Source organism: Streptomyces sp. NBC_00358, from assembly GCF_036099295.1.
GTDB lineage: Bacteria > Actinomycetota > Actinomycetes > Streptomycetales > Streptomycetaceae > Streptomyces.
The window spans coordinates 306,871-331,796 of sequence record NZ_CP107976.1 but is presented as its reverse complement, the minus strand read 5'-3'; the positions used below and the strand labels follow the sequence as shown (position 1 = coordinate 331,796).

Below are 24,926 nucleotides of genomic sequence, written 5' to 3'. Positions count from 1 at the left end.
CCAAGGTCCGACTATCGTGCTTTTGGTGGGGGGTGACATTCCTGCCCAGCTTTGTCGGCCGGACGGTATCGGCTCGTGAGGCGCCGGCAGTCGTGCTGTGCACACAAGAAAAGGGTTCACACATGCTCCCTGCTGTCCCTCCCTTCCTCGTCGGCGTGATTGCGGCCCCTCTGGCCAAAAGAGTGGCGAAACCGCTGGTGCGAGGCGTCATCAAGACATCGGTCGGCCTGACCCTTGAAGTCAAGCGTGCAGTCATCGAGGCCGGGGAGGAGATCCAGGGCCTCACCGCCCTGGCTGCTGCCGAGAAGATGGCGAGTTCGGCTCGCACAGGTGGTGTGGAGTCGGCGGTGAGGTGACGGCGCACGGTGCCACGGCCGGCTGAAGTCCGTCGACCTCGGCCTCGCCGAGGAACCGCAACACGGGCAAGGGACCCTGCACAGTCGCGGCCAGTCGCGGAGGTCGGGCGTGGGTGGTCATGCGGGCGGGCAGGTGGTAGAGCTTCATCCGGATGGTCTCCGGTTCCGCGGCGGCGACTTCGGATGGTGGGCGGGGATGTTCGTGGCAACGATCTGTCCGGCATCGACCGCCACTGTTCGCGCTTGTTGGTGTCAGTCGTTCATGTCAGAAGGCGCCCATGTCCTCTGAACCGCCTGCGACGCGTTTCCCGGTCCGAGGTCTCCTCGATTCCAATGGTCAGCCAGGGGCTGGGGTTGCTCACGTTCGGCTGCGTCTGGGGTGGTTGCTGCGCTTCATGTGCCGGGAGCATCGGCTGCCGGTTTCGACTGTCTGGTCAGGACGCACCAGTTCATATCGTCGGGATCCCCTACGGTCAGACCCACCAGCAAGCGCCCCTTGTCCCGGTAAAGGTCGAACGAGATGTGCTCGTACCTGGCTTTATTCACGGGTTGTGAAGCCCGTTGTTCACGGGTTTGGGAGGCGCCCAGATCCACGGTCGGGTGATGTTCACGAGTTTTGGCTCTGGCGCACTTTCCGTGGACTATCCACGCTGAGTGACGATTGTTGGGCGAGCAGGCCCGGGGCAGGTTGCCCGAAAATAGCCTGCCTCCGGTTCGGTGTGGCTGACGGTTCGGCTCGTGGAAGAAGTGGTGCTACGGCTGGAGGAGTTGCTGTTCCCGTCGATCGCGGACGTGGCGGTGCTGTCGGTCGACGTGAACGATGAGTCGGTGCGCATCGAGGCTCGGAGCACGGCGGCCGAGTCCGTTTGCCCGGGCTGTCTGTGCTGGTCACGGCGGATTCACAGCTCCTACCTGCGGTTTCCCGCTGACGTGCCCAGCGGTGGCAGACGGGTCGTCCTCTGCTTGCGTGTCCGCAGGTTCCTCTGCCCGGTCATCTCCTGCGGGCGCCGGACCTTCGCTGAGCAGATGCAGGGGCTGACCCGTCGATACGGCCGGCGCACCGAGCGCCTGCGGTCGGCGCTGGCCGCGGTCGGCCTCGCGCTCGCCGGACGGGCCGGGGCCCGCATGGCGAGAGTCTTTGGCGTGTCCGTCAGCCGCAGCACGGTGCTGAGGCTGGTCGAAGCTTTGCCCGACCCGGAAGTTCCCGCCCCGCGCGTGGTCGGGGTCGATGAGTACGCGACCCGCAAAGGGCGTCACTACGGGACCGTCCTGGTCGACGTCGAAAGCAGGCGTCCGGTGGACCTGCTGCCCGACCGGGAGGCTTCCAGTCTGGCCGCTTGGCTCGCGAAGCGGCCCGGGGTGGAGGTCGTATGCCGCGACCGGGCACCGTTCTTCGCCGAAGGGGCCACCGCCGGGGCGCCCCAGGCGGTGCAGGTCGCGGACAGGTGGCACCTCTGGCACAACCTGAGCGAGGCCGCTGAGCGTTGTGTCGCAGACCACCGCGGGTGCCTGCGGGTCCTGGCGCCGGATCCAGCCCAGTCCGTCCCCCAGCCGGAGAAGTTCACAGACCCGTCCGGCTCGCCGTGGCCTACCGGGCATCGTTTCGCCGACCGCACCCGCGCCAAGCACGCGACCGTCCACGAACTACTCGCCGCCGGGCTCAGCCGGAGGGCGATCGGCCGCCAACTCCGTATGACCTCCCGCACCGTCAAACTCTTGGCCGACGCAGCCACCCCGGAGGACCTGTTCCACGGCCAATGGCAGGGCCGGCCGTCCAAACTCGACGCCTTCAAGCCCTACCTGGATGACCGCTGGAACCAGGGCTGCACGAACGCCTGGACCGTGTGGGAAGAGATCGTGCCACTCGGCTACCAGGGCAGCTACCAGCGGGTTCGCGCCTATTTCCGGGAGAAGCGGCTCTCGTCGGGCCCCGTCACAGCTCGGCCACCGTCACCCCGCGTCGTCGCCGGATGGATCCTTCGCCGGCCGGAGACTCTCAACGAGACGGAGCACCTTCGGCTCAAAGCCGTTCTGGTCCACTGCCCTGAACTGGACGCCCTCACCGGCCACGTCCGCTCCTTCGGCCAGATGCTCACTGAGCGCCAAGGTGAACGGCTGCCGCAGTGGCTCGATGCAGTCCGGCGAGACGATCTCCCTGGCCTCCACACACTCGCCGCCGGCATCGACCGTGACCGCGATGCGGTCATCGCCGGCCTCACCCTGCCCTGGAGTTCCGGCGTCGTCGAAGGACACGTCAACCGCATCATTCTGTGGAATCAGCGATGTCAAGCCGTGTGCTTGTGCATCACGTCGAGGTAGTGCCGATCGCGGTGTGGAACATGGTGGTCCCGGCCGGGCAGGCTGAAGACAGCGCAGACCTCGGCGGGCTGGGTGGGGATGCTCGACTGCTCGCCGAAGGTGAGGACGGGGTTGACCTCGTTGTGGCAGCCTGCGGTGTCGAGGGCCGTGATCAGTTCCTCACGGAGCACAGTGGCCTCGAACGACTCGGAATCAGGCAGGACGAGCGGCGGGAGACTCGCCGTTGATCCGGGCCAGAGGTCGATCCAGATGCCGCTGACAGCCCTCTGGGTGACGACCAGTCGAAGGCCTCCCCATGCATAGGGATAGCCATCGATGTCGGGGCCCTTCATGAGGAGGGCGGGGTGGGGGCGCCCGCGACCGAGGAGATCCTCGGCCTCGGTCAGGGGCATTCCGCAGTGAAGCGGCCCGATCCTGCCAGTTCGAGCGAAGTCGACGAGCACGTTCATCAAGGTCACGGCAGTGACTGTGACACTCTTCCGCGCCTGTGCGCACTCCGATATCAGCGCGATGCGCAACCCGTCCCGCCCTGTCGGACGTCGACAAGCGGCAGGAGGCGGGTTGTCGCTGGCACGTCCAGTTCGCGTGGTGTCGGGCCGGCCGGAGTGGGTGTGTCGGCGAGGCGGTCAAGTAGCCGGTCTAGGGCCGCCTGGCCGTCCTCGATGGCTGCCTGCTCGTCGTCGGTCAGCGGGATGGACACGGCCGTCTTCTGCAAGTTTCCTTTGGCTTCCAGCAGTTGGGATCGCGTGGATTCCTTTGGGGTGTAGAAGTCGCAGCGTGCGCAGGCCATGCGGTGCTGGCACTGTTCGAAGAAGGTGTAGCTGCAGTAGCCGTGCCCGAGGTCGTAGTGCTGCCAGGGCTCACCGCCAGCGGCGGCACCGGAGGCGACCGCGTCCCGGTCGACCAGGACCTCGATCGTGCGGACGTTCCGCTCGAAGTAGCCCGCCTCGGAGTATGCCTTGGACAGGGTGTTCGGGGTGATCTTCGCGTAGTACTGGGTGGATTGCGGTGATCGGTGTCCGAGCCAGGCTTGCAGTTCGAACAGCGTCATCGGTTCCTTGGCGTTGTAGAGCTGGCTGGCGATGGTGGACCGGGCCCGGTGGCTGGTGATGTTCCCGCGGACGTCGGCGTCCGGGACTCCGGCCTTGCGGCAGAGCATCGGGATGACCGTGTTGTTGATGTAGTGCGTGGAGACGCGGCGGGCCCGGATGGCGAACAGCAGGTCGACGCGCTCGCCGGTGCGGCGGTCAGTGAACTTCGGTTGATCCGGGCGGACGGCCTGCCAGGCATCGACGGCCTGGCCGAGGATCGGGTCGACCGGCTTGCTGAAGGCGGTGCCGGTCTTGTGGGGCGGGACGTCGAGGAGACAGACGGTGTCGCGGGCTAGGACCTGCTGCGAGTCACCGGTGATGGGGGTGCCGTCGTGCTGCCAACGGATGCAGCCCACCCTCAATCGGGCTATCTCGTTGCTGCGTTGACCGGAGAACAGCCAGGTCAGTGTGACTGCGCGGACCAGTTCGAAGGGGTAGAACTGCCCGGCCTGGGACTGCGGGAGATCAGCGGCTTCCAGGTTCAAACCCGCCCACAGAAGCTTCGCCCAGACCTCATCGGCGATCACCCGCGGGTCAGGGCCGAGGAGGGCTGTGATGCTGCGAGGGATCGCCAACGAGCGCAGTGGGTCGAAGCTGCGGGGCAGCCACTCCCATTCCTGGCAGTCCCTGAAGAACGTTCGCAGCGCGGTGATCTGCCCGGCCTTGGTCGCCGCTTCGAGCGGCTTGCCGAGACGGTCCCCCAGGCCAGCCGTCCGCTGAACGTAGTCACCGACCCTCATCCGGTCCACTGCGGCGATCCAGGTCGCGCAGGTCTGCCGCGTCCAGTCCGTCGGGTCAGCAACGTCGGGCTTTTCCGCGGCTATCCACCGGCCCACCCTGAGGAGGGCGGAACGCATGGCGCCACGGACGCCCGGGGTGAGCGTAGAGGTGGCGTACCAGCGATCGACCCATTGCTCCCACGTCTTCGCGCCGCCGGTCGCCCGTACCGACTGGCGGCCAGTGATGGGCTGCGGAGGATCACAGAACCCGAGTTCGGCAACCGCTCGCTGCGTGGCGTGCAGCGTGTAGCGCTGTGAGCCGGCCAGCATCTTCTCGCGCCGGACCCGGTCGAACAGCGAGGTGTCGAGATCCTCCAGATGCGGGCTCCGGTTGAGGAGAAGCAGCTGGCAGACGACCATCGGCAGCAGCGTGTCGTCGTCCCGCCCCAGTTGATAGCCCCAGGACGCGAGGACCGCGCGGATGCGGGCGATCTCGCTGCTCACCAGGCCGCGTCCGAAGATCCGCCAGGACAGGGTGAGTCGCTGGAAGCTGCCGAGTCGGTGGAATTCGTTGAAGGAGCCCAACAGGTAGGCGTGCGCGGCAAGATAGGGGCGGACCTCGTCGTTGACCCAGCCCGGGGCGTGCTGGTGGAACTCGGTCTGGTTGCGGCCGAGCAGATGGATCCACTCCTGCGAGGTCCATCCCCAAAAGGTTCGGCCGGTCTCCGCGCAACGTGTCAGCAGCACAGCGATCACGTCGAGCATGGCGCGCCGACGGTGTGGGGTGGGTGGCGAGTCCAGAGCGGCGTTGACCGCCTCCAGCGGGACCAGCAGACGGCGGATCACTCGCCAGCTGGCAGCAGACGGGTCGTGGTCCTTGAGCCGGCGCAGATTCCGCACCCCGAGTTCGCTCACTGCCAGTACCTCGGCGGGCCGGATCTCGACAGCAGTGTCGTAGTGGTTTGGGATGATCGGCCAGGACCAGCGTTCGGGGCCGTTCTCCTCAGGCAGGGCCAGCCGGGATGTACTCACCGTGCCACCTCCGGCAACGTGCCGTTCGAGGAGGCGAGCGCCTCTATTCGCCACGCGTGGATGTGCTCCATGCCGCGGGCGAGCTTATCGGCCAGGTCCCGGCCGGACAGGTGGATGTACTGAAGCGTGGAGTCGGTGTGACGGTGGCCGGCGAAGGATGCGATCGCGTGCAATTCCCAGCCCATCCGGGCCAGATCGGTCAGACACAGGTGCCGGGTGGTGTGCGTGGAGAACTGCGGGACGTCGGCCGTCACGGCGATCCGCCGTATCACCTTCGACCACGTCCACAGGCTCAGCGGTTGGCCGTAGTTGCGCCGTGATTCGGAGAGGAACAGCGGGCCTCTCGCCCGGCTGACCGTGGCCCGGTGGGCAAGGTAGGCCGACATCAGCACGCCGGTCGACGCCGAGTACGGCACCACCCGTTCCAGTCGGTTCTTCGTCGTCTCCGCGCGTACCCGCAACGTACGGTGAGCCGGATCCAGGTCATCGGTCCGCAGCGAGCACAGCTCTTCGCGCCGCAGCGCGGCATCGTAGGCCAAAGCCAGCATCACCCGGTTGCGGACCGGCTCCCCCCGCGCGACCTCCAAGATTCCCAACCACTGCTGTTCGCTGGGGATCCACGGCAGCTTCGTCAGCCGCGGCACCAGGCCACGCTGGTGCCCACCCCAACGACGGCCCGGCGTATAACGGCCCCGACCCACCGGATTGGACTCCCGCAGTCCCTCTTCCATCAGGAAGTCGTAGAACAACCGCACCGGCACCAGCCGCTGCTGGATCGTGGCGTTCGCCAGACCCGACCCCGAATCGATCGAGACCACGTTCACGCCCCGACGGCTCGGCCGCGCAGTCAACTCCCTTACATAAAGGGCAATATGAGCCCGACTGGCAGCGAGTGGGTCGACCCCCTCTCGTTCGCACACCACCAGGTACTCGGCCAGCCCGCGGGCGTAGGCATCGATCGTCCGAGGCGCACGGCCAAGATCGCACCACACTTGCAGCCAGCCCGCTGCCCTCTCGTGGCGCCCCAGCACCGGCCACTTCTCCGTCACTCCCACAGCGGCGCTCAAGCCGTCTCCCAAGTTCGTGGCTACACCAGGGAGACATGATCACCCCGGCAGATTCCACGTAACTTTTAAGATGCTCAAGCGCCAGATGTTCGGCCGAGCCGGATTCGCCCTCCTGCGCAAACGTGTGCTTCTGGCGTGATCGGCGGCGCGCAGGTGATCATGGCTGCGGGAGAAGTGAATGCTCTGCTGAATCGGGGGATCTTCGTGAGTGGTGTGGTGTTGGTACACGGCCTGTACCACGACCCCCAGCACTTCAACCTGGTCGTCGGGGAGTTGGCTGCTGCCCGAGTCGAGGTCGCTGTTCCGGAACTGCATCGTGGCTCGCTTCAGGCCGACACCGAAGCGGTGCAAGCAGTCGTTGATGCCATGGAACAGCCGCCCCTGGTTGTAGGCCACTCTTACGGCGGGTCAGTCATCACCGGCCTGACAGGTGCTGCTCATTTGGTGTACCTGGCAGCCTTTGTGCCTGCTGAGGGCGAGAGCGCGGCTCGTCTCGGTGGTTCGACCAAGATCCTCGCCTCCTCCATCGTGCAAGACGGAGACGGCGTGACCCACGTGGATCCCGCGGCGGCCATAGAAGTGTTCTACGCCGACGCCCCGATCGAACGTGCGACCTGGGCAGCGTCGTTGCTGCGACCCCAGAAACCGGGATGTGGCCGCGGCGTACCGGAATGCCAATCGTGGCAGAACACACCTTCCACCTACGTCATCTGCACTCAGGATCGCGCGATTGAACCCGACCTGCAGAGGGAGATGAGCAGGCGCTGTTCCAGCACATTGACGTGGCACACGAGCCACTCACCCTTCATCAGCCAGCCCGGCAGCGTCGCCGCCGTACTACGGAGCTTGCTTCTTCCCAGCACCGGACACTCTCAGTGACCGATCACGGAAAATGAGCCAGAGCCCGAGTTTTGAAGTCGCCGGGGTGCTTGCCACGGGAGCATCGGGATGCTCCTGGTGAAAGGGCCTGGTCATGCCGCAGATGTCGAAGGTCGAGTTGTACGCGGCGATTCGGCGTGACCACCGCGGCGGCATGAAGATCCGGGAGATCGAGCGCAAGTACAACGTGTCGTGGCGGACGGTTCGCAAGGCCGTGGACTCGGTCTGGCCGGAGCCGCGGAAGCAGCTGCCGCCGCGGCCGACCGCGTTGGACCCCTACAAGCTGGTGATCGACGGGATGCTTCAGGCGGATCTGGACGCGCCGCGCAAGCAGCGGCACACGATCACGCGGATCTTCCACCGCCTGGTCGAGGAACACGCCGCGGACGTCTCCTACCAAATGGTCCGGCGCTACGTCTCGGACCGGAAGCCGCAGATCCTCGTCGAGTCGGGGAAGGCCCCGGTCGAAGCGTTCATCCCGCAGACCCACCAGCCCGGCATGGAGGCCGAGGTCGACTTCGGCGACGTCACGATCCGCCTCGCCGGCGAGCTTGTGACCTGCTACTTGTTCTCCTTCCGCCTGTCCTACTCGGGCAAGGCCGTCCATCGCGTCTTCGCGTCCTGCGGCCAGGAAGCCTTCTTCGAAGGGCACGTTCACGCGCTGCGGACGCTGGGCGGGGTCCCGCGGAGCAAGGTCCGCTACGACAACCTGAAGGCCGCCGTCGCCCAGGTGCTGGGGCTGAGCCGGGCCAGGGTGGAGGCCGACCGGTGGATCGCCTTCAGGTCGCACTTCGGGATCGAGAGCTTCTACTGCCGGCCCGGCATCGAGGGCGCCCACGAGAAGGGCGGAGTGGAGGGACAGATCGGCTACTTCCGCCGCAACCACTTCACCCTGGTGCCCGAGGTCGACTCGCTGGCCGAGCTGAACGAACTCGTCGACCAGTGGGATCTTCACGACGGGCGGCGCCGGATCGGTTCGCGGCCGCGGACGATCGACGAGTACTTCGAGGTCGAGCGGCCACTGCTGATGCCGCTGCCCGAGGAACCGTTCGAAACGGGCCGGCTCTTCACTCCCAGGGTCGACCGCTACAGCCAGATCGCGGTCCGCACGAACCGGTACTCGGTGCCGGTCCGGCTGATCGGCAAGCGGGTCAGGGTCGTGCTGCACGCCTCTCACCTGATGGTTTACGACCGGAACGTGGAAGTGGCCCGGCACGAGCGGCTGATCGCGAAGGGCGGCTGCCGCCTGGATCTGGACCACTACCTGGAGGCCCTGATCCGCAAGCCGGGTGCCTTCCCCGGCGCCACCGCGCTCGAACAGGCCCGCTCGGCAGGCAAGTTCACCCCGGTCCATGACGCCTGGTGGGCCGCGGCGGTCAAGGCCCACGGAGACACGGCCGGGACGAGGGCGCTGATCGAGGTGCTGCTGCTGGCCCGCCACCTGCCGCACGAGCATCTGGTCGCCGGACTCGCGATGGCCCTGCGGGCAGGAGCCCTGACCGCGGACGCGGTCGCGCTGGAAGCCCGCAAGATCGCCCAGGCCGAGGACGAACCGGCCGGAACCCCGGGCGCGGCCACCGTGACGTTTCTGCACGAGTGGCGGCTCGCGCATCTTCCCCCGGACACCAGGCCGCTGCCCTCGGTGACCCACTACGACCAACTGCTCCGACGCCGTCGCGCCAGCGGCGGTGAACACCGCGAGGGAGAAGCACAGTGACCCTGCCCCGCCAGCGAGGCTTGACCGAGCAGGCCGCCAACACGGCCATCGACACCGCCTGCCGCCTGTTGCGGCTTCCCTCGATCAGGAACGAGTTCTCCGACATCGCCGACCGGGCGCTGAAGGATCAGATGACCTACCGCGGGTTCCTCGCCGAGCTGCTGATGGCCGAGTGCGACGACCGGTCCCGGCGCCGGTCAGAACGACGGATCAAGGCGGCCGGCTTCCCTCGGGACAAGTCGTTGCGGACCTTCGATTTCGACGCGAACCCGAACCTCGACGCGGCGACCATCCACACGCTCGCCAGCTGTGAATGGATCAAGAAGAGCCAGCCGCTCTGCCTGATCGGCGACTCCGGAACCGGCAAGTCCCACATGCTGATCGCGCTGGGAACCGAGGCGGCGATGGCTGGCTACCGGGTCAAGTACGTGCTGGCCACAAAGTTGGTCAACGAGCTCGTCGAGGCCGCCGACGAGAAGCAGCTCTCCAAGACGATCGCCCGATACGGACGTGTCGACCTGCTCTGCATCGACGAACTCGGCTACATGGAACTCGACCGGCGCGGCGCCGAACTCCTCTTCCAGGTCCTGACCGAACGCGAGGAGAAGAACAGCGTCGCCATCGCCTCCAACGAGTCGTTCGGCAAAGCGCACATGTTCCGGCGAACCCGTGCCAGGTGCTGCCGAAACTTCACGGGTTCAGGCGGATGGAGAGACGGTTGCGGTCACCGCGTCGGGTATCAGCGCGATCAGCTGTTGAGACCAGCAGTCCGATTGCTGGGTGCCGACCTCGGCTCCGCAGGCATCGCAGACGAGGTTGGGGCCATCCAGGCCGTCGAGTCCGCAGCATCCATTGAGGCGCCCACGGTCAGGGTGTCTGGCTACTCCCGAGACATCGTCTGGGTTGAGGACGAACACGCCGTTGTGAGGGCTGACTGCATACGACCCGCGCGGCATCAGCGATGGCAAGAACCTGTGTCCCGGGGCATCCTCCGTGACAGGCGGGGGCATCGGTACTTCCCGGAGGTCAGGGCTGATTTGCTGCCGACAGTTCATGCAGGAGAAGACGGTCATGCCCGCATTCTGTCCGGCCTCCGGGACGGTCTCTCGTCATTTCCTGCTGGTCTCCGAGGCAGGAAGGCGCCCCTCCTCGACGTGGTCGCCGAGATAGATCATTGTGGCCTGCGGGTCCATGCCGAACGCGGCGGCGACGAGCTTGGGATCCATGGTGGTCACAAGGTCGACGAGACGGGTGCTGCGGATCATGCGGGGCGGGAACCCGCAGTCGTCAAGGACGTGGGAAAGGTAGGCAGTTGAGGCCGGGCTCCGCCCGGCCTTCGTTCCTTTGGTGACCATCACGTGAGGGTTGTCGGTCCGCCAGCCATCGCGATGGGCCAGGCACCGCTGAAGTGTCATCCAGGAGGCCGGATCCAGTGGAATGCGATGAGGCCGCTTGCCGAGGCGGACCGCTTGGGCCTGGTGATCCACGTCGGCAATCTGCAGCAGCCGGACCTCCAAGCTGGAGGCTCCGTGCAGCAGGGCAAGGGTGCCCACCAGGGCCTCGTGCGGGTGCACGCGCTCGTCAGTGGTCCAGCGGCGGAAGAGCTTGCGCCGTTCGTCCAGGGTGAGCGTCCTACCGCGGAAGTTGTTCGGCTCCTTCGCGGTCAGGGTCCGGGTCGGATCGATCAGCACGATGTGCTGGGCGCGAGCGAAGCGGAAGAACTGCCGCAGCACGATCAGCCGGCGCTTGCGGGCCTTGGGCAAGGTGGCCAGGAAGGCTTCGATGTCGTGCACGTCCACCAGGGCCCAGTCGTCCTTCCCACGGTGGGTCACGAGGAAGAGCGCGAGGTCACGCATGGTGGCCAGGGCGGTCTCCAGGGTGTGATCGCTGCGAGGCCGGGTGCCGGCCCGGCGGGCCCGGTCCTGGGCTCGCATCCGAGAGGCGTCGAAGGCAACGACAGACTGCTGCAGCGGCTCGGGAACCGCATCGAGACGGCGCTGTCGCCGACCGGCGGCGAGCCGTTCGGCCTGGTCGGTGGGCAGGGCCAGGCCGCGGAGGGTGAAGAAGTCCTCGAGCGAGCGGGCGAAGGAGCCCATCGACCGTCCGGGCCTGCGGGAACGCTCCAGCAGGGCCCGGGGTGAGTTGGAGTGCTCGTCCTCCAGGAGACGGCCCAGGTCGGTGATGAAGCCGCAGGCCCTGGAGACGCAGTGGCGGGCCGCGACGTGGGCGACGAAAGCGGCCAGCCACTCCGGCGGATCGGTCAGCCGATCGTGGAGGTGTTCGCCTCGGAGGAATGGACGGCCGGGGTGTTTTTGCCAGCAGGCCGAGCACAGGCCCAGTCCTTCATGGCGCCGCAACTGCCCGCATCCACGGCAGGCCCGCGGCGGCTGCTTCGACGATCCTGGATGAGAACAGGGACCGCACCAGCCGGTTTCCTCGCGCAGATAGCCCAGCTTGCCGCAGCGGGGACACGGCTGCTGGGCCGCCAGCCGCCGGGCCTTGTTCCGGCAGTCGCGGCATAGACGGTTCTGCGCGGACCGGACCGGGCGGCCACACTGTTCGCAGACCCGTGAACAGAGCACACATCGGCCGGTGTCCTCCTGGAGTACGCGCTCGCGGCCGCAGGAAGGACAGCTCGCTTTCGCGGCCTGTTCCTTGATCTGGCGCCAGCACCGGCAGCAGTGTGGTCGGTCGAGATAGCCGACTGGGGCACCGCAGCTGATGCAGTCGCGTTGCTTCTTGCCCATCGCGGCCGCCCGTCACAGGGGCGGCATCGACCGGCCCCGGGAGGACGCGGCCTTCGGGAGGTCAGCCACGGGCCGGGGCGGGGCGATCGGCCGCTGGACGGGGGTGGTGTCGACCTCGATGAGGTCGTTGGGGGTGCACTCCAGTGCGGTGCACAAGGCTGCCAGGGTGGTCATCTTCACCTGCGAGGGCTCCTTGGTGAACAGTGCGGAGACCGATGCGGAGGACAGCTCCAGGCCGGCTTTCTCGGCCAGTAGCCGCCGCAGCTCGGTTCCGGTCCACACCTCGCGCTGGGCGGCGGCCATCCGCAGCCGCCATTGGATCTTCATGCGATGGTGTCCTTCCCGCTCAGCTCGGCCAGGGTGCTGGCCACTGCCCGTTGATAGGCGTCCTCGATGAACATCGCGGAGGGCCGGACGTATCGCATGGTCGAACTGACTGTCCAGTGCCCCAGCAACTGCTGGATCGCCACGAGGTCGACGCCGCGTTCGTAGTTGTGGGTCGCGCATGCCCGCCGCAGGGCATGAGGACTGAACCGGTCAGCCGATGGTCGTCCTTCGAGTTCCATGAGATACCGCAGCCGGTTGCGGATGGTTCCGCGGTGGAGGTTGCCGCCGGACTCGTCGGCGAACAGTACGGGCGAGTCGGGGAACTTGGGCCGTACGTCTTCCAGGAACCACCGCAGCACCAGGTCGAGGCCATCGAGCATAGGCACCCAGCGTGGTCGCGGTCCGGAGGTGTGGGCACCTTTGCCGAAGCGGACGTGGAGCTTGCCGAACGGGCCGCGGGAGAAGTGGAGGTCCGGCTTCTCCAGCAGCGATGCCTCCTCCGAGCGGAGTCCGGCGTGATACAGCGTCCGGAACATCGCATAGTCCCGGGCCGCGGGTCCGTACTTTCGCGCGGTCGCGATCCGCTGCTTCATGAAGTCGAAGAACTCACCAACTCGTTCCGGCGTCGGCGGCGGCAGCAGGGCCGGAGAGTCGTCGCCTACATGCCGCGAAGCGTTGAACTCGTCGACCGGGCAGACCAGCCGGACGCCGAACGCGGCCTCGATCTCGACCGCCTTGCGGGCCTGCAGGAACCGGTGAAAGCCCTTGAAGATCTGCACATACTCGCGCCGGGTCGAGGTCTTGCGGCCCTGGAGGGCCAGATCACCGACCACGCGGTCGATGTCCTCCGGCGTCACCTCCCACGCGGGCCGCCCCAGAGCCTTCAGCGTCCGCTCCAACAGTCCGATGTCGTTGTCAATGGTCACCGGGCTGAACCCGCGGGCCCGCCAAGAGGCCACGAACGCGTCGACGCATGCGATCTGGAACTGCCATGGGTCGGTGACCAGCGGTTCCTGCGGGACAGCCCCGCCCGTGATGACCTGCAGTCTCGCCTCGGCCACCGGCACACCTTCCTCGCACCTGAACTGTTCAGGCAGCACCTCGAAAACCGGGGCACTGCCACGAGAACCAACGAGGACCGCAGGAGGCGGATACGGCCAGGTGGCAGCAGCAACTCTTGTGAGGGAACAAGTGCCAGCCCCAGATGGCTGGACCAAGACGTTCACCGACCCCCGCCTCTGCGCGGCCATCGTCGACCGTCTCACCTTCAACGGCACCATCATCGAGACCGGCACCGACTCCTACCGCCTCGCCAGCACCCGAGCCCGCGCCGAGGAGGCAGCCAAGGCCGGCTGATCCCTGCCACTGCCTACCTCGACGGCCCGCCGCCCTCCGGGCGGCGGGCCGGCCTCGCCGAACCCAGTCGTTCCGCCCGGCAGGCTCACTCAATCCACCGTCCGCGAAGCGGCCGCCTCGATGCCTGATGCCCGCAGCTTCCGCGCCAGGAGCTCCATCTCGGGCAGGGTCCCTGAGTACTGCCCGGTCAAGACCTGCTCCAGCACGGCCCGGACGCCGTCCAGGCCGATGCCGAGTTCGGCCCGCAGCACCCGCATGATGGCGGCGTTCCTCGTCGGCGGGGCTACCCGCAGCCTTGCCCGCCCGTGCTCGGAGAGCAGTCGGCCACGCAATTCCTCCGGCAGGTCACCGTCACACACAGCCAGGGCAAACCCGCAGGCTGGACACGTCGACTCAACATCCCACCGCAGGGCCTCACCCACCAGCGCCTGAACACCGCACCACTCCGCCTCGGCACCGCACCCCTGGCACACGGCGGAGTACCTGATGGACTCAACCAAGATCGACTTTTCCATAATCCCACCCCTCAAGAGGAGAGGTTAGACGGCAGGCGGCGAACGTCTTTCCGGGGCGCCAACATGTCCCCCTGACACCCGAGCCAGCGGTCCAGGCCGCGCTGGTCCATGCGCTGACGCTATCTCTCGTGAACATTCCGAGACCCAGTGATCACCAACTGACGCCCAAACCGGCAGACAAACGCTGCTGCTGAACATGAACAAAGCCACGTACCCCATGGCTACGTCGAGTTGCTGCTCACCGCCGACCTCGTCGATCCTCCAGGTGCCGTCCCCGTTGACCCTGTGCGTGACCTTGGAGTCGAGTTCCATCTCGGTAGGGATGCCGGTGGCGGATGCCGCTCCCTCTGGGTGCAAGACCACTGTGGTGCCGCAATCTCGGGCGCGCCAGGTGCCTATGAGTTGAGATTCGTGGACGTTCTTCGCCGGCGGGTAGCCGCCCCAGCCCACGCACGCGGAGACCGACAGCACCGCCGCGGCCGCGATCAGGGCCAACTTCCATCCTCGGCCGTGCATCAGCCGCCCCCTTCGTACTGGTGGCCCGATCTTGAACTTCGAGTCCGAGTGGTTCTCGGCGGGGCGTCGGCCGGTGTACGCGGGTGTTATCGGGGGCCTTCCGGTCGCAGCAGGGGCGGGTGCAGGGCGGTGGCCGTACCGGCGCGGTAGAGGGCGGCGGGTTTGCCGCGGCCGCCGGTCAGGCGGGCGCCGCCGGGGACGGCCTCCACGAAGCCGGGGGTGGCGAGCACCTTGCGTCGGAAGTTGGGGCGGTCGAGGCCGGTGTCCCAGACGGTCTCGTAGACGGCCCGCAACTCGCCGAGGGTGAACTCGGGCGGGCAGAAGGCGGTGGCCAGGCAGGTGTACTCCAGCCGGGATCGGACCTGATCGCTGGCATCGGCGAGGATACGGTCGTGGTCGAAGGCGAGGGCGGCGGCCTCGGCCTCGGCGAGCGGCACCCAGCGGGCCTGGGCGGCGTCGCCGCCGGCCGCGGGTTCGGGCAGATCGGGGACCAGCGCGGCGAAGGCCACGGAGACCACCCGCATCCGCGGGTCGCGGTCCGGGTCGCTGTAGGTGCGTACCTGCTCCAGATGGAGGCCGTCGACCAGGGACGGCGCCAGGCCGGTCTCCTCGGCGAGTTCGCGGCGGGCGGCCTCCTCGGCCGACTCGCGGGGAAGCAGGAAGCCGCCGGGCAGAGCCCAGGACCCCGCGTACGGATCCTGGCCGCGCCGGATCAGCAGTACGTGCAGGACGGCGGCGCGCACGGTGAGCACGGCGAGGTCGACGGTCACCGAGAAGGGCTCGTACGCGGACGGGTCGTACGGGGCGGCCGTCACCGGTGCTCCGGGAGCGGGTCTGCGAAGTGCCAGCCCTCGGCGAGCAGGCCGTCCACCGCCGCCACAGCGGTGCGCAACCGCTCCTCGGGACTGCCGGTGACCAGCAGGAACCGGCGGCCGGTGCGCTCCAGTTCCTCCCGGAACCGGCCGGTCATCCACGGGCGCAGGTGCGGCTCGTCGCGCAGGCCGTCGTCCTCGAAGGGCACGCCCTCATGGTCGGTGAGCAGGTACAGGTGGCGCGGGGTGCGGGCGGCGACGGCCATCACCTCGGGGCTGGGCGCGTTGAGGTAGCGCTCGTGCCAGATCGCGGTGGCGAAGGAGTCGGTGTCGCAGAAGAGCACGGGGGAACCGCCGCGGGCCGCCCGCTGTTCGTCATCGTCCTGGCGGCGCGCGATGACGGGGAACTCCTCAGAGGTGAACTCCACGTCCGCCCAGTCGGCTTCGGGGTCGGCCGCCCGAAGAGTGGCGAGCTTCTCCTCGCTGTAGGCGCGACCGTACTCGGCCACCCAGCCGGTGTCCGTCCAGACGCCGCCGCGCGCGCGGTAGTGGTCGGCGAGAGCTCGGGAGAGGGTGGTGGTGCCGGTGGACTCGGCGCCGAGGACGGCCACGCGCCGGGCGAGGGCGCCGCGCACGCCCGGACCGAGGAACGGCCAGCAGCCCACCGGGTCCTTGCGTACGGCCGTGCCGGAGACCGGGTACGTGGTGCGGTCCAGGTCCACGCTGACCTCGGCCGCGTCGAACCGGCGGGCCAGCTCGGCGCCGTACGACTCGGAGGTGAACACGGCGTCGACCGGCTTCGGAACAGCGGAGCGGAAGACGGCCATATGGGCGTCCCACACCGCGGGGTCGTGCAGGTCGACGGCGTGGTCGTCGACGGCGCCGACGATCTCGGCCTCCGGGTGGGCCTCGCGCATCCACGCCACCCGGTCTGCGAGCGGTACCGACTCCACGGAGGCGGCGCAGACCAGGACGGTCAGCCGGTCGCACTGCGCGAGGGCGGTGCGGACGAGGTGGTGGTGGCCGGCGTGCGGCGGATAGAACTTGCCGAGCACCAGGCCGTGCTCGTACGGGCGGGTGGCGGCGCTCATGCGGTCACCGCCGTGGCGGGGCGGGGGGCGACGCCCGCGAGGCTGCGCCGCCAGCCGAGGAGGCCGGCCACGCACAGGGCGAGGAAGCCGACGTACAGAAGCGAGGTCAAGTACAGGCCCTTGTAGGCGTACAGCGGGATGTAGACCAGGTCGGCGGCGATCCACAGCCACCAGGACTCCAGCAGCTTGCGGCACTGGCCGTAGGTGGCCGTCAGGGAGAGGGCGGTGGTGAGCGCGTCCCAGAAGGGGACGGTGGAGTCGGTGGCCCGGTCCAGCAGCAGGGTGAGGGCGCCGGTGCCCAGCACTCCGGCGGCGGCGAGCCAGGCCCATTCGGCACCCGTGGTGCGGCGCACCGGCAGGGCGCCGGCGGTCGCGGTTCCGCGGTCGCGGGCCCAGGTCCACCAGCCGAAGACGGCCAGCGCGATGAAGACGACCTGGAGGCCGGCGTCGGCGTACAGGCCGGCCTGCAGGAAGAGCACGATGAAGAAGACGTTGTTGGCGATGCCGACGGGCCAGTTGGCGATGTGCTGACGGGCCACCAGCCAGACGCAGACGGCGCCGGTGGCGAAGCCGAGCGCTTCGGTCCAGCTGAGGTTCCAGTTCATGGACGACTCCTTAATGGTCGCCATGACTATAAATAGGGTGAGCGGATGGAGGCAAGGGAGAAACCAGTGACGCCTGGGGCGCCGCCACGTCACCGCGCAGCGGGGGAGTGCACCGGGCCAGGGGCCTGCCCCTATGGTGTCCGGGCGCGGCCCGCGAGGTGCGCGAAGCCGCTTGCGGGAGCGGCCTGTTGGTGGGGCCGTCCTCATCGGGGAGCCCCTGTCTGGTGCCGTGACCGGTATGGTTCGCCGGGCCGGAGAGGAGGAACGCGATGTTCGTTGAGATCGTCTTCGCCGGTCTGCCCATCGACCGAGATGAGGTCGAGGAAGCGTTGGACACCGTGTTCGGTCCCGACGGGGAGATCACGGGCGCGGGCAGCGGGGCGGGACGTTGTCATCTCGACCTGGAGATCGAGGGAAGCCTCGATCGCGGGGTGGCACTGGAACGGGTTCGTTCCGTGCTGGCCGGGCTCGGCGTGCGGGAGTACGCGACCTTGAACGTCAGCGACTGATCACGCGGCGAGCGATCGTCCGCCCCGACGGATGCCCTTCCCCCTGCGGATGCGAGCACGCTCCTTCCGCTGGGCGGCGAGGACGTCGGGGTGACGGGCGTTCTTGTTGCGCCATCGCAGGTCGGCGTGCAGAGCCCGGGTCTGGACCGTGTGGTTGCGCTGTCGGGCACCAACTGCTGCACACGAAAGTTCGGCGTTCCGCCGCAGCGCGGCAGCACCTCCGCGATCCGCCAGCTTGTCCTCGAAGCCCCGGCACCCATCATCGCGAAGGGCGCTGGGCCACCACGACAAGACTGCCAGCCGCCTGGTCACCGAAGTCGGTGAACCTGGAGCCGATCGCCCCCGGCGATCACACACGCTGACAGGAGCGACGTGGCTGCTCTTACGGGCCAAGCGCCCGCAACCGGCGATGTCAGTGCCAGGTGACAGGCTCTGCCTCCATGAACAAAAAGCAGTTCTGGCAGCTCATTGAGGCAGCCCGCAACCAGGCGACCGACCCGAACGACGGCGAAGCGGTCGCGCGCAATGCGACCTCGCTACTGGCCTCCCGGCCGGTCGAGGAGATCGTCGCCGCTGAGCAAGTGTTGTGGGACCTGATGGTTGATTCCTACACCAATCCTCTGTGGGCCGCTGCCTACATCGCCAACGGTGGGTGCTCTGACGACGGCTTCGACTACTTCCGCGGCTGGCTGATCGCTCAGGGCCGTGAAGTCTTCGAGCTCGCAGTCGCCGACCCCGATGCCCTGGCAGAACTGCCCATCGTTCAAGCCTGCGCGGCCGACGGCGTCGACCTGGAGGGTGAGGACATGCTGGGCATCGCCTGGAACGCACACATCTCGGCGACTGGTGATCAGCTTCCCGCGAGCCCACCCACCATCCGCTACCCGGAGCTCGACCCCACCTGGAACTTCGCTTTCGATGACCACAACGAAATGACTCGCCGACTGCCCCGCTTGGCAGCTCTCCATCTGGAGTAGGCGGAAACCCGCAGTCACAATGCGAGGTCAAACAGCGGCGGGGGAGTCCCGAGCATCACTGTCCGTCACACCACCTCAGGCCATGGGCTTGCCCTTGACGTGGTACTCGTCGGAGGGCACCGAGTCCCATTCCGTATTCGCGCCGTCACGCGTCACCATGAACAGCGGACGCGAGCGGAGAACCCGCCCGACGAGTTGCCCGCGCATGAGGACCCCGGGGTCATCCGGTCCTGCGTAGCCCTCGGGCGTGTAGCGAAGGTGCACGCCCATCGCCTCGGCATACGCGATTGCATCGCTTTCCAGCTCCGACAGGTCTCGCCCGACCAGCGGGAGTCCGTCGAACGCGACCTGGGGGCCCTGCCCAGCGTCGGCGGCGACGCAGAACAGCCCCACGCCTTGACTCACATAGGCCGTGACAGCAGGCTGAGAAGCCACCCCGTGACGGTGTACTTCGATCTTCCAAGTCGGCGAGAAGATCGCGTAGTCCCGTACACAATCGCTGACCTCCGTCCGGCCGAGGATCTCAGCCGCCTCGACCACTTCGTCGACGGTCATGCCGAACCGGAGCGGTCCGACGCCGACTGCCGGCGCATAAGACCACTCATCGCGTTCGGCGAGTCCGAAATCGGCTTCGGTCTCGAACGCCACGGCCGCACCTCCAGAAACACCTGAGAACTTACAGCCGCCCATCATGGCAACCGCCAACCGCCAACCGCCAACCGCCAACCGCCAACCGCCAACCGCCAACCGCCAACCGCCAACCGCCAACCGCCAACCGCCAACCGCCGACCAGCAGACTGCGGGGCACCGCCGAGCTCGCGCAGATCACTCAGCGCGAGCTCCGTCTGGGCTCGGCCACGAATACCCGACACCTGAACACGCGAGCTCACCAGAGGCCGTAGACGGTCTCCGGCACGAAGCCCTCGCGCGCCCGGCTGCCCTTGACGTTCACCGGGGTCCGGCGCCCGGCGAGATCCCGTCTCGTAGAGCGTCCGCCACAGCGTCTTCTCTAGCAGGTGGGCCTCCCAGCGCGCGATCAGCCGGTCGACCACCATCTTTCGAAGACCGCCACCGTCTCCTCATCGCGGGCATCCTCGGCGAACTCGGGCCTTCGCGACCGCCTTCAGGTGGTCGGGTACGCCCCCCACCGGAGCCTGGTGAACCACTGCGGGGTCCCGCGCGGCGGCCGGCCGTGCGAGATCAAGGTGGTCGCGTGGACGCATGGGTGAAGCGGCCTGACGACGCCGACTACGGCGCCTCGCACACGGCCAGCGCGGTTCGCGCCAGGCCGCGCAGCCAGGCGTGGGCGCGGTCGGTGTCGTAACGCTGATGCCATGACAGGTATACCGGTGCCGACGGCAGTTCGAGGGGGAGGGGGAGGACGACCAGGCCGAGGTCGGCGACTGTGGAGCGCGTGGTGGCTTCTGGGACGCTGATCAGGAGATCGGAGCCACGCGCGAACTCGAAGGCGGTCGCTTCCGTGGGCGCGGTCGCCACCACACGGCGGGTGAGGCCGAGCCGCGTGAGGGCGTCGTCGAGGGCATTACTGAGGTTGCCACGTCGTGAGACGGTGACGTGCTCGGCGGCGGCGTATTGCTTTGCCGTGAGGGTCCTGACGCGGGTGAGTGGGTGCCCCCGCCTCACGACGATGACGAGGCGGGTCTCGCCCACGTTCTCGGCACGGATGTCCGGTGCGCCGGGGCGGTTGGCGTTCGCCTCCAGGTCGACCTCGCCGCGCCGCAACTCGGGGGTGTCGGTGCCCGATTCCGCGACGAAGCGCAAGCGCACGCCTGGAGCCTGTCCGCGAACGGCCGTGAGCAGGGCGGGGCCACTCATGGCGACCAGGGAGTCGTGCCAGCGGAGGGTGAAAGTGCGCTCCAACGTTGCCAGGTCGAGTTCACGGCTCGGTGCCAGTACACCGTGGACCTGGTGCAGCAGCTCGTGCACCTGTTCCCGGACGGCGATCGCATACGGCGTCGGGGTCATCGTGCGCCCCGTGCGCACCAGGATCTGATCCCCGGTCACGTGCCGGATTCGGCCCAGACTCCGGCTCATCGCGGGGGCGGTGACGTGCAGGCGTGCGGCCGCCCCGGTCACACTCCCCTCCTCCAGCAGCGCGTCGAGGGCGGTGAGCAGGTTCAAATCCAATTGCATGCGAGTAATCCTAGCCGTGCTTGACATGCATTTGAAGTTAATGAAGGGGCTCTATACCTTCGAGGTGAGAGCGCAAGACGGAACGCACCGCCTGGCCCGACCAGCCTCATCACCCCTCCTCACACGGGAGTACCGCCATGTCCGAAACGCTTCAGACCACCGACGTCGCCGCCCCCGACGCCGACCTGCTCAGCCAGACCGCCATCGTCGTGCGCGCTGCCGGATCCGCGCTGCGCGAGCGCTTCGGCGAGGTGGTCCGCTACGAGACCCGCGAAGAGCTGATGCGCGCCCTCGCCGCCAACGACGACACGGCCCTCGCCATCCTGCGCCCCGGCCTCACGCGCCTGCGCCCGAACGCCGGCTGGGTGGAGGACGAGCTGGACGGCGGGGCGCTGCCGCCCGGCGAGTGGTGGGTCGTGGATCCGGCAGAAGGAAACGTCAACCACCTGCACGCCCTTCCGGAGTGGGCGGTGACCGCCACCCTCGTGCGTGAGAACCAGCCGGTGCTCACCGTGGTCCACCTGCCGCTGACCGGCGAGACCTACACCGCGCTCGCAGGCGCGGGCGCCCACCTCGACGGCCGGCCACTGCAGGTCTCCCGGACCGCGGACCTCGCTCTGGGCATCGTGGCCACAAGCCAGGCCCGGCCGGACGAGGACGAGAAGGTCGTACGGCGCGTCGGCTCCTCGATCACCGCGATGCTCTTCGACGCGCTCGTCGTCCGCGCCGCCGTACCCGCGACCCTGCACCTGCTGAACGTGGCCGCCGGCCGGATCGACGCCTTCTGGCAGTACTCCGGCGCCCGCGCGGACCTGCTGCCGGGGGCGCTGCTCGTCACCGAGGCCGGCGGGGAGATCTCCGACGCCGAGGGCCGCCCCTGGACCCCGCAGAGCGAGAGCTTCCTGGCCGCTGCGCCCGGTGTCCATGCCGAGGCCGTCGCCACGCTCTCCCGTTGACCACGCACCACAACCTGCACGCACGAAAGGACCAGATCACCATGACCACGATCGCAGTTCTCGGAAACGGCCGCGTCGGCGGCAACCTGGCCACAGCCCTCACCCGGGCAGGGCATGAGGTGACAGTGGCGAACCGCGCTCCAGGCGCCGCCGCCGACGCTGCCCGGACAGCCCGGATCGTCATCAACGCCACCCCGGGCGCCGGCTCGCTCGACCGGCTTGCCGCCCTGCGAGAGGAACTGCGCGGCAAGATCCTCGTCGACGTCTCCAACGCCACCGTCGACGGCCCCGACGGACTGCCTGCCGACCTGCTCTACCCCGGCTCAAGCCTTGCCGAGCAACTCCAGGAAGCGCTCCCCGAAACGCACGTCGTCAAGACACTCAACACCATGCTCTTCCCGGTGATGACCGCGCCCGCCACCCTCACCCGGGCGCCCGATGCCTTCCTCTCCGGCGACGACCAGCAGGCCAAGCAGACCGTCCGCGAACTGCTCCTCGACCTCGGCTGGCGCAAGGAGTGGATCACCGACCTCGGCGGGATCCAGACCGCCCGCGCCACGGAGGCCGCGATTCTGTTCGTACCGCACGTGATTCGGTCCAGCGGATTCACGCCCTTCGCGATCTCGATCACTCGCTGATCCGCACGCAATTCACCGCCCGCGGGCCCTCGTCCAGAATGGATACGGCTGCGGAGCCGGGGGCGGGGCCAACGGTCCGGCGTCGGACGGCGACCCGTGGCCCTTCCGGTGGCCTTCGGCCTCACACCGGGAACGGCTATCTCACGGCGGACGCCCTTGCGGAGCCGCCCGCCGGTACCTGCCGTGGCCCAGCCGGCCACTCAGGGCCCGGGTGGACCCACGCCGACCCACGATCGGTGCTTTGACCCGTCATCGCTCTGGCCAGGCACCGGCGCCGACCAAACGTCGAAGTCGGCAGCACGGACAATATGCAGCTCCACGTCTGCCCGACCTCTGCCGAGCAGTCCACACACCGACCTGATCCAATGAACTGTCGGGTCTGTCGCGCAGCCTTCCCCAGTCGGTGACACAAGTGCTGCCAAATCGGATTGCGTGACAAGCCACTTGGCTCGCTGGTGTCCATCGGACCGCTTTGACCAGTCCCACTCACCTCGGCACAACCAGTCAACCGAACTTGCACCAGGCCCGGATCGCATCGAGAAGCCGTCCGGCCGACCATCGATGGCGCGCTATGGCAGATGGTCGGTCAGCGGGCGACTTCGCGGTTCGTCAGTACCAGCAGGGCCCTCACCAGCGCGGACGCCCACTTCGGGTCGGTGGGTTCGTTGCCGAGGACGCGCCAGTTCTTCAGCGGTGATCTCGGCCAGAGTGCGTCGGTGGATCCACCGCGTCAGTCGCATTCCCCTGTGCCGACCGATGAGTTCCTGGGCCCGGTGGGGTCTACCTCCGCACAAGCGAAAGCTGCGCACGAGCTCTGTGAGGGGACCATGACTACCCACGCACTACCACCCGTCGTCGACGCCGCAACTTGGGATCGCCAACTCGAGGCGCTGCGAGCCCGGGAGAAGGCCGCGACGCGGGAGCTTGACGCCGTCGCCGCCGAGCGTCGTCGCCTGCCGATGGTCGAGATGCCCGACTACACCCTGGAGGGCGAGGACGGCCCCGTTCGGCTGGCGGACGTCTTCGAAGGCAAGAGGCAACTGATCGTCTACAACCACATGTGGTTCGCGGGCAAGGATTGGCAGTGCTCGGGCTGCACGGGGTTCACCTCGCAATACACCCGCCTGGGGTTCCTGGACAACTACGATGCGCGATTCGTCATCGTCACCCAGGGCCCGATCAAAGAGGCACTCGCCTACAAGCAGCGGGTCGGCAACCAGATGACGTGGTACTCGACTGCCAACAGCTCGTTCGGGGCCGACGTCGGCGCACCGCCCGACGGAGGATTCGCGGTCAACGTGTTCCTGCGCGACGGCGACTCCGTCTATCGCACCTGGCACACCAACGGTCGGGGTACTGAGCAGCTCAGTCACACCTTCGCGCTGATCGACCTCCTGCCGTACGGACGGCAGGAGGAATGGCAGGATTCGCCCGAGGGATGGCCTCAGTCGCCCACCTACAGTCGGTGGGCGACGTCCGAAGACATCGCTGCGCTCTATGGCTTGGGCTCTGGCGGCGGCTGAACGACCTGCATGGCTTGGCCACCTCGCCGGCGGGCCCGGGCAGCGCGGCCCGCCGGCGGGGCCGGTGCAGGCGGCACGGAGGGGGCTGGAAGCCGACCAGAGCGTTCAGCGGCTGGTCAGGCGATCCTTCGCCCATTGCTCGGCTGCCTCGGGGTCGACCGGCACCGCGTGCAAGACAGCCCTCAAACCCGTTCGGTCCCGGGGGCGTGACCTGGCCGTTCGCCGCCGCTGCTCGTAGCTGATCTGTCACTGGTTGTCGCCGCCGGTCACTGCCGAGCGCCCTCGCACGGCCCAGGGACGGCCCGGACGTGATCACCCGAGCGATGTCCCAGGCACGTACAGCTGAACTCTCACCTGGTGATTGTGCTCCGTGTACGCGATGACCTCACCGCGGACGTAGGCCCCAAGCACGGGCAATCCCATCACCTCGGGAATGGCAAGGATCCCGGCTAGCGCCACGGCGCCCGGAACTCCGTCGACACGGATAAAGACGCCGAAGGGCTGGCGTCCAATCACCTCTCCTGCGATGGCGGCCCCAGGGGGAGGGCTGCAACGGTCGCCGCCCAGGTCTCCTCCGGCGACTGCCCCGGCACGTTGGGGCGGCGCGTTGGCATTGTGTACTCATCCATCGGCAGATCATGACTTGCCAAGAAGCGCGCGACCACTGCGCTGTAAGGGCGGACGTGGTGGATCGGAAGGACGTCCAGGTCACTGCGGTTGTGGCGCCATCCCCGCTCAGCGGGGCATCTTGACTGCGGCGGGCCGTCCTTGACCGTGACTGACCGCAGGAAGTGGCACGGTCGTGGCACGCGGCCACTCTCCCCGGCCCGGCTATTGCCTGGTTCCCGTACGAAGGGGAAGATCCCTGAGCCGCCGGGGTCACGGTGACCAGGGGCAGGAACGGCGGGGCTGCGCCCGCAGACCATCCAGTTGCTCGACATGAACCGCCGTCAGGCTGCGGTCAGGGGCGTCGGCCAGCGATGGTGTGGGGCACGGGCACCTTCTGACTAGTCGGACATG

General features: G+C 68.0%; 21 protein-coding genes and 3 pseudogenes. 11 read left to right on the top strand and 13 right to left on the bottom strand.

Going from position 1 to position 24,926, the window contains the following annotated elements; all coding sequences use genetic code 11:
• The first annotated feature begins 32 nt into the window (after positions 1 to 32).
• Both OHT01_RS01610 and OHT01_RS01605 read left to right on the top strand, forming a co-directional pair.
• Entirely contained in the window at positions 33 to 356 is a 324-nt protein-coding gene (locus tag OHT01_RS01610) for a DUF5132 domain-containing protein (RefSeq protein WP_328551267.1), read from the top strand.
• Between the two features lie 738 nt (positions 357 to 1,094).
• Positions 1,095 to 2,675, top strand: a complete 1,581-nt coding sequence (locus OHT01_RS01605) for an ISL3 family transposase (RefSeq protein ID WP_328551266.1) — start codon at positions 1,095 to 1,097, stop codon at positions 2,673 to 2,675.
• Here the strand turns inward: OHT01_RS01605 and OHT01_RS01600 are convergent.
• The 3 genes from OHT01_RS01600 to OHT01_RS01590 are packed head-to-tail and all read right to left on the bottom strand — an operon-like array spanning position 2,642 to position 6,584.
• Positions 2,642 to 3,133 (bottom strand): hypothetical protein, encoded by a 492-nt coding sequence (locus tag OHT01_RS01600; RefSeq protein ID WP_328551032.1) that lies wholly within the window; start codon positions 3,131 to 3,133, stop codon positions 2,642 to 2,644. The genes OHT01_RS01605 and OHT01_RS01600 overlap by 34 nt on opposite strands.
• A gap of 44 nt (positions 3,134 to 3,177) precedes the next feature.
• The gene (locus tag OHT01_RS01595; RefSeq protein ID WP_328551033.1) at positions 3,178 to 5,517 is read right to left on the bottom strand and encodes a tyrosine-type recombinase/integrase; all 2,340 of its coding nucleotides are present in this window, start codon (positions 5,515 to 5,517) and stop codon (positions 3,178 to 3,180) included.
• The gene (locus tag OHT01_RS01590; protein ID WP_328551034.1) at positions 5,514 to 6,584 is read right to left on the bottom strand and encodes a tyrosine-type recombinase/integrase; all 1,071 of its coding nucleotides are present in this window, start codon (positions 6,582 to 6,584) and stop codon (positions 5,514 to 5,516) included. Before OHT01_RS01590 ends, OHT01_RS01595 begins: the two co-directional genes overlap by 4 nt.
• 204 nt (positions 6,585 to 6,788) lie before the next feature.
• On the opposite strand from OHT01_RS01590, the gene OHT01_RS01585 reads away from it, so the two are divergent.
• The 3 genes and pseudogenes from OHT01_RS01585 to istB form a co-directional block, all read left to right on the top strand.
• On the top strand, positions 6,789 to 7,463 hold the full coding sequence (locus tag OHT01_RS01585) for an alpha/beta hydrolase (RefSeq protein ID WP_328557994.1): 675 nt from the start codon (positions 6,789 to 6,791) through the stop codon (positions 7,461 to 7,463).
• A 103-nt stretch (positions 7,464 to 7,566) separates the two neighbouring features.
• The gene (gene istA, locus OHT01_RS01580; RefSeq protein WP_328557993.1) at positions 7,567 to 9,180 is read left to right on the top strand and encodes an IS21 family transposase; all 1,614 of its coding nucleotides are present in this window, start codon (positions 7,567 to 7,569) and stop codon (positions 9,178 to 9,180) included.
• Positions 9,177 to 9,824: pseudogene (istB, locus tag OHT01_RS01575) on the top strand (IS21-like element helper ATPase IstB); the annotation flags it as partial. The gene istA and the pseudogene istB, both read left to right, overlap by 4 nt.
• Positions 9,825 to 10,289: 465 nt before the next feature.
• Here istB and OHT01_RS01570 read toward each other — a convergent pair.
• The 3 genes from OHT01_RS01570 to OHT01_RS01560 form a co-directional block, all read right to left on the bottom strand.
• Positions 10,290 to 11,537 carry a tyrosine-type recombinase/integrase gene (locus OHT01_RS01570; RefSeq protein WP_328551265.1) on the bottom strand — a complete coding sequence of 416 codons (1,248 nt, stop codon included), beginning with the start codon at positions 11,535 to 11,537 and terminating at the stop codon, positions 10,290 to 10,292.
• 402 nt (positions 11,538 to 11,939) lie between these two features.
• Positions 11,940 to 12,254, bottom strand: coding sequence for a helix-turn-helix domain-containing protein (locus OHT01_RS01565; RefSeq protein ID WP_328551264.1), 315 nt, complete (start codon positions 12,252 to 12,254; stop codon positions 11,940 to 11,942).
• Positions 12,251 to 13,315 (bottom strand): tyrosine-type recombinase/integrase, encoded by a 1,065-nt coding sequence (locus OHT01_RS01560; protein WP_328551263.1) that lies wholly within the window; start codon positions 13,313 to 13,315, stop codon positions 12,251 to 12,253. The genes OHT01_RS01565 and OHT01_RS01560 overlap by 4 nt, the downstream gene beginning before the upstream one ends.
• 145 nt (positions 13,316 to 13,460) lie before the next feature.
• Between OHT01_RS01560 and OHT01_RS01555 the strand changes: the two are divergent.
• Positions 13,461 to 13,610: pseudogene (locus OHT01_RS01555) on the top strand (ATP-binding protein); the annotation flags it as partial.
• A gap of 89 nt (positions 13,611 to 13,699) precedes the next feature.
• Here the strand turns inward: OHT01_RS01555 and OHT01_RS01550 are convergent.
• The 4 genes from OHT01_RS01550 to pnuC all read right to left on the bottom strand — a co-directional run bounded on the left by OHT01_RS01550 (position 13,700) and on the right by pnuC (position 17,149).
• Positions 13,700 to 13,867, bottom strand: a complete 168-nt coding sequence (locus tag OHT01_RS01550; protein ID WP_238427035.1) for a hypothetical protein — start codon at positions 13,865 to 13,867, stop codon at positions 13,700 to 13,702.
• An 860-nt stretch (positions 13,868 to 14,727) separates the two neighbouring features.
• Complete coding sequence (locus OHT01_RS01545) at positions 14,728 to 15,456, bottom strand: NUDIX hydrolase (RefSeq protein WP_328551262.1); 729 nt, start codon at positions 15,454 to 15,456, stop codon at positions 14,728 to 14,730.
• Positions 15,453 to 16,544 (bottom strand): AAA family ATPase, encoded by a 1,092-nt coding sequence (locus OHT01_RS01540; protein ID WP_328551261.1) that lies wholly within the window; start codon positions 16,542 to 16,544, stop codon positions 15,453 to 15,455. The genes OHT01_RS01545 and OHT01_RS01540 overlap by 4 nt, the downstream gene beginning before the upstream one ends.
• Complete coding sequence (gene pnuC / locus OHT01_RS01535; protein WP_328551260.1) at positions 16,541 to 17,149, bottom strand: nicotinamide riboside transporter PnuC; 609 nt, start codon at positions 17,147 to 17,149, stop codon at positions 16,541 to 16,543. The genes OHT01_RS01540 and pnuC overlap by 4 nt, the downstream gene beginning before the upstream one ends.
• A gap of 269 nt (positions 17,150 to 17,418) precedes the next feature.
• Between pnuC and OHT01_RS01530 the strand changes: the two genes are divergently transcribed.
• On the top strand, positions 17,419 to 17,658 hold the full coding sequence (locus OHT01_RS01530; protein ID WP_328551259.1) for a hypothetical protein: 240 nt from the start codon (positions 17,419 to 17,421) through the stop codon (positions 17,656 to 17,658).
• Here OHT01_RS01530 and OHT01_RS01525 read toward each other — a convergent pair.
• A pseudogene (locus tag OHT01_RS01525) lies at positions 17,659 to 17,814 on the bottom strand (IS630 family transposase); the annotation flags it as partial.
• A gap of 284 nt (positions 17,815 to 18,098) precedes the next feature.
• Here OHT01_RS01525 and OHT01_RS01520 point away from each other — a divergent pair.
• Positions 18,099 to 18,635, top strand: coding sequence for a DUF4240 domain-containing protein (locus tag OHT01_RS01520; protein ID WP_328551258.1), 537 nt, complete (start codon positions 18,099 to 18,101; stop codon positions 18,633 to 18,635).
• Between the two features lie 75 nt (positions 18,636 to 18,710).
• Here OHT01_RS01520 and OHT01_RS01515 read toward each other — a convergent pair whose 3' ends face one another.
• Positions 18,711 to 19,283: a hypothetical protein gene (locus OHT01_RS01515; RefSeq protein WP_328551257.1), complete on the bottom strand. Its 573-nt coding sequence runs from the start codon at positions 19,281 to 19,283 to the stop codon at positions 18,711 to 18,713.
• Between the two features lie 600 nt (positions 19,284 to 19,883).
• Entirely contained in the window at positions 19,884 to 20,789 is a 906-nt protein-coding gene (locus OHT01_RS01510) for a LysR family transcriptional regulator (RefSeq protein WP_328551256.1), read from the bottom strand.
• A gap of 137 nt (positions 20,790 to 20,926) precedes the next feature.
• On the opposite strand from OHT01_RS01510, the gene OHT01_RS01505 reads away from it, so the two are divergent.
• From OHT01_RS01505 to OHT01_RS01495, 3 genes are all read left to right on the top strand, one after another.
• Entirely contained in the window at positions 20,927 to 21,745 is an 819-nt protein-coding gene (locus OHT01_RS01505) for an inositol monophosphatase family protein (RefSeq protein WP_328551255.1), read from the top strand.
• A 41-nt stretch (positions 21,746 to 21,786) separates the two neighbouring features.
• Positions 21,787 to 22,383, top strand: coding sequence for an NADPH-dependent F420 reductase (locus OHT01_RS01500; protein WP_328551254.1), 597 nt, complete (start codon positions 21,787 to 21,789; stop codon positions 22,381 to 22,383).
• An 827-nt stretch (positions 22,384 to 23,210) separates the two neighbouring features.
• Positions 23,211 to 23,906 carry a DUF899 domain-containing protein gene (locus tag OHT01_RS01495; protein WP_328551253.1) on the top strand — a complete coding sequence of 232 codons (696 nt, stop codon included), beginning with the start codon at positions 23,211 to 23,213 and terminating at the stop codon, positions 23,904 to 23,906.
• Positions 23,907 to 24,926 lie beyond the last annotated feature (1,020 nt).

Bases quoted from the DNA above. Each gene is read 5' to 3' on its own strand.
- OHT01_RS01565 (WP_328551264.1), bottom strand. From the start codon at position 12,254: ATGAAGATCCAATGGCGGCTGCGGATGGCCGCCGCCCAGCGCGAGGTG.
- OHT01_RS01520 (WP_328551258.1), top strand. From the start codon at position 18,099: ATGAACAAAAAGCAGTTCTGGCAGCTCATTGAGGCAGCCCGCAACCAG.
- OHT01_RS01530 (WP_328551259.1), top strand. From the start codon at position 17,419: ATGTTCGTTGAGATCGTCTTCGCCGGTCTGCCCATCGACCGAGATGAG.
- pnuC (WP_328551260.1), bottom strand. From the start codon at position 17,149: ATGAACTGGAACCTCAGCTGGACCGAAGCGCTCGGCTTCGCCACCGGC.
- OHT01_RS01510 (WP_328551256.1), bottom strand. From the start codon at position 20,789: ATGCAATTGGATTTGAACCTGCTCACCGCCCTCGACGCGCTGCTGGAG.
- OHT01_RS01505 (WP_328551255.1), top strand. From the start codon at position 20,927: ATGTCCGAAACGCTTCAGACCACCGACGTCGCCGCCCCCGACGCCGAC.
- istA (WP_328557993.1), top strand. From the start codon at position 7,567: ATGTCGAAGGTCGAGTTGTACGCGGCGATTCGGCGTGACCACCGCGGC.
- OHT01_RS01495 (WP_328551253.1), top strand. From the start codon at position 23,211: ATGACTACCCACGCACTACCACCCGTCGTCGACGCCGCAACTTGGGAT.
- OHT01_RS01500 (WP_328551254.1), top strand. From the start codon at position 21,787: ATGACCACGATCGCAGTTCTCGGAAACGGCCGCGTCGGCGGCAACCTG.
- OHT01_RS01540 (WP_328551261.1), bottom strand. From the start codon at position 16,544: ATGAGCGCCGCCACCCGCCCGTACGAGCACGGCCTGGTGCTCGGCAAG.
- OHT01_RS01550 (WP_238427035.1), bottom strand. From the start codon at position 13,867: ATGCGGGTGCTGCGGGCCGAACTCGGCATCGGCCTGGACGGCGTCCGG.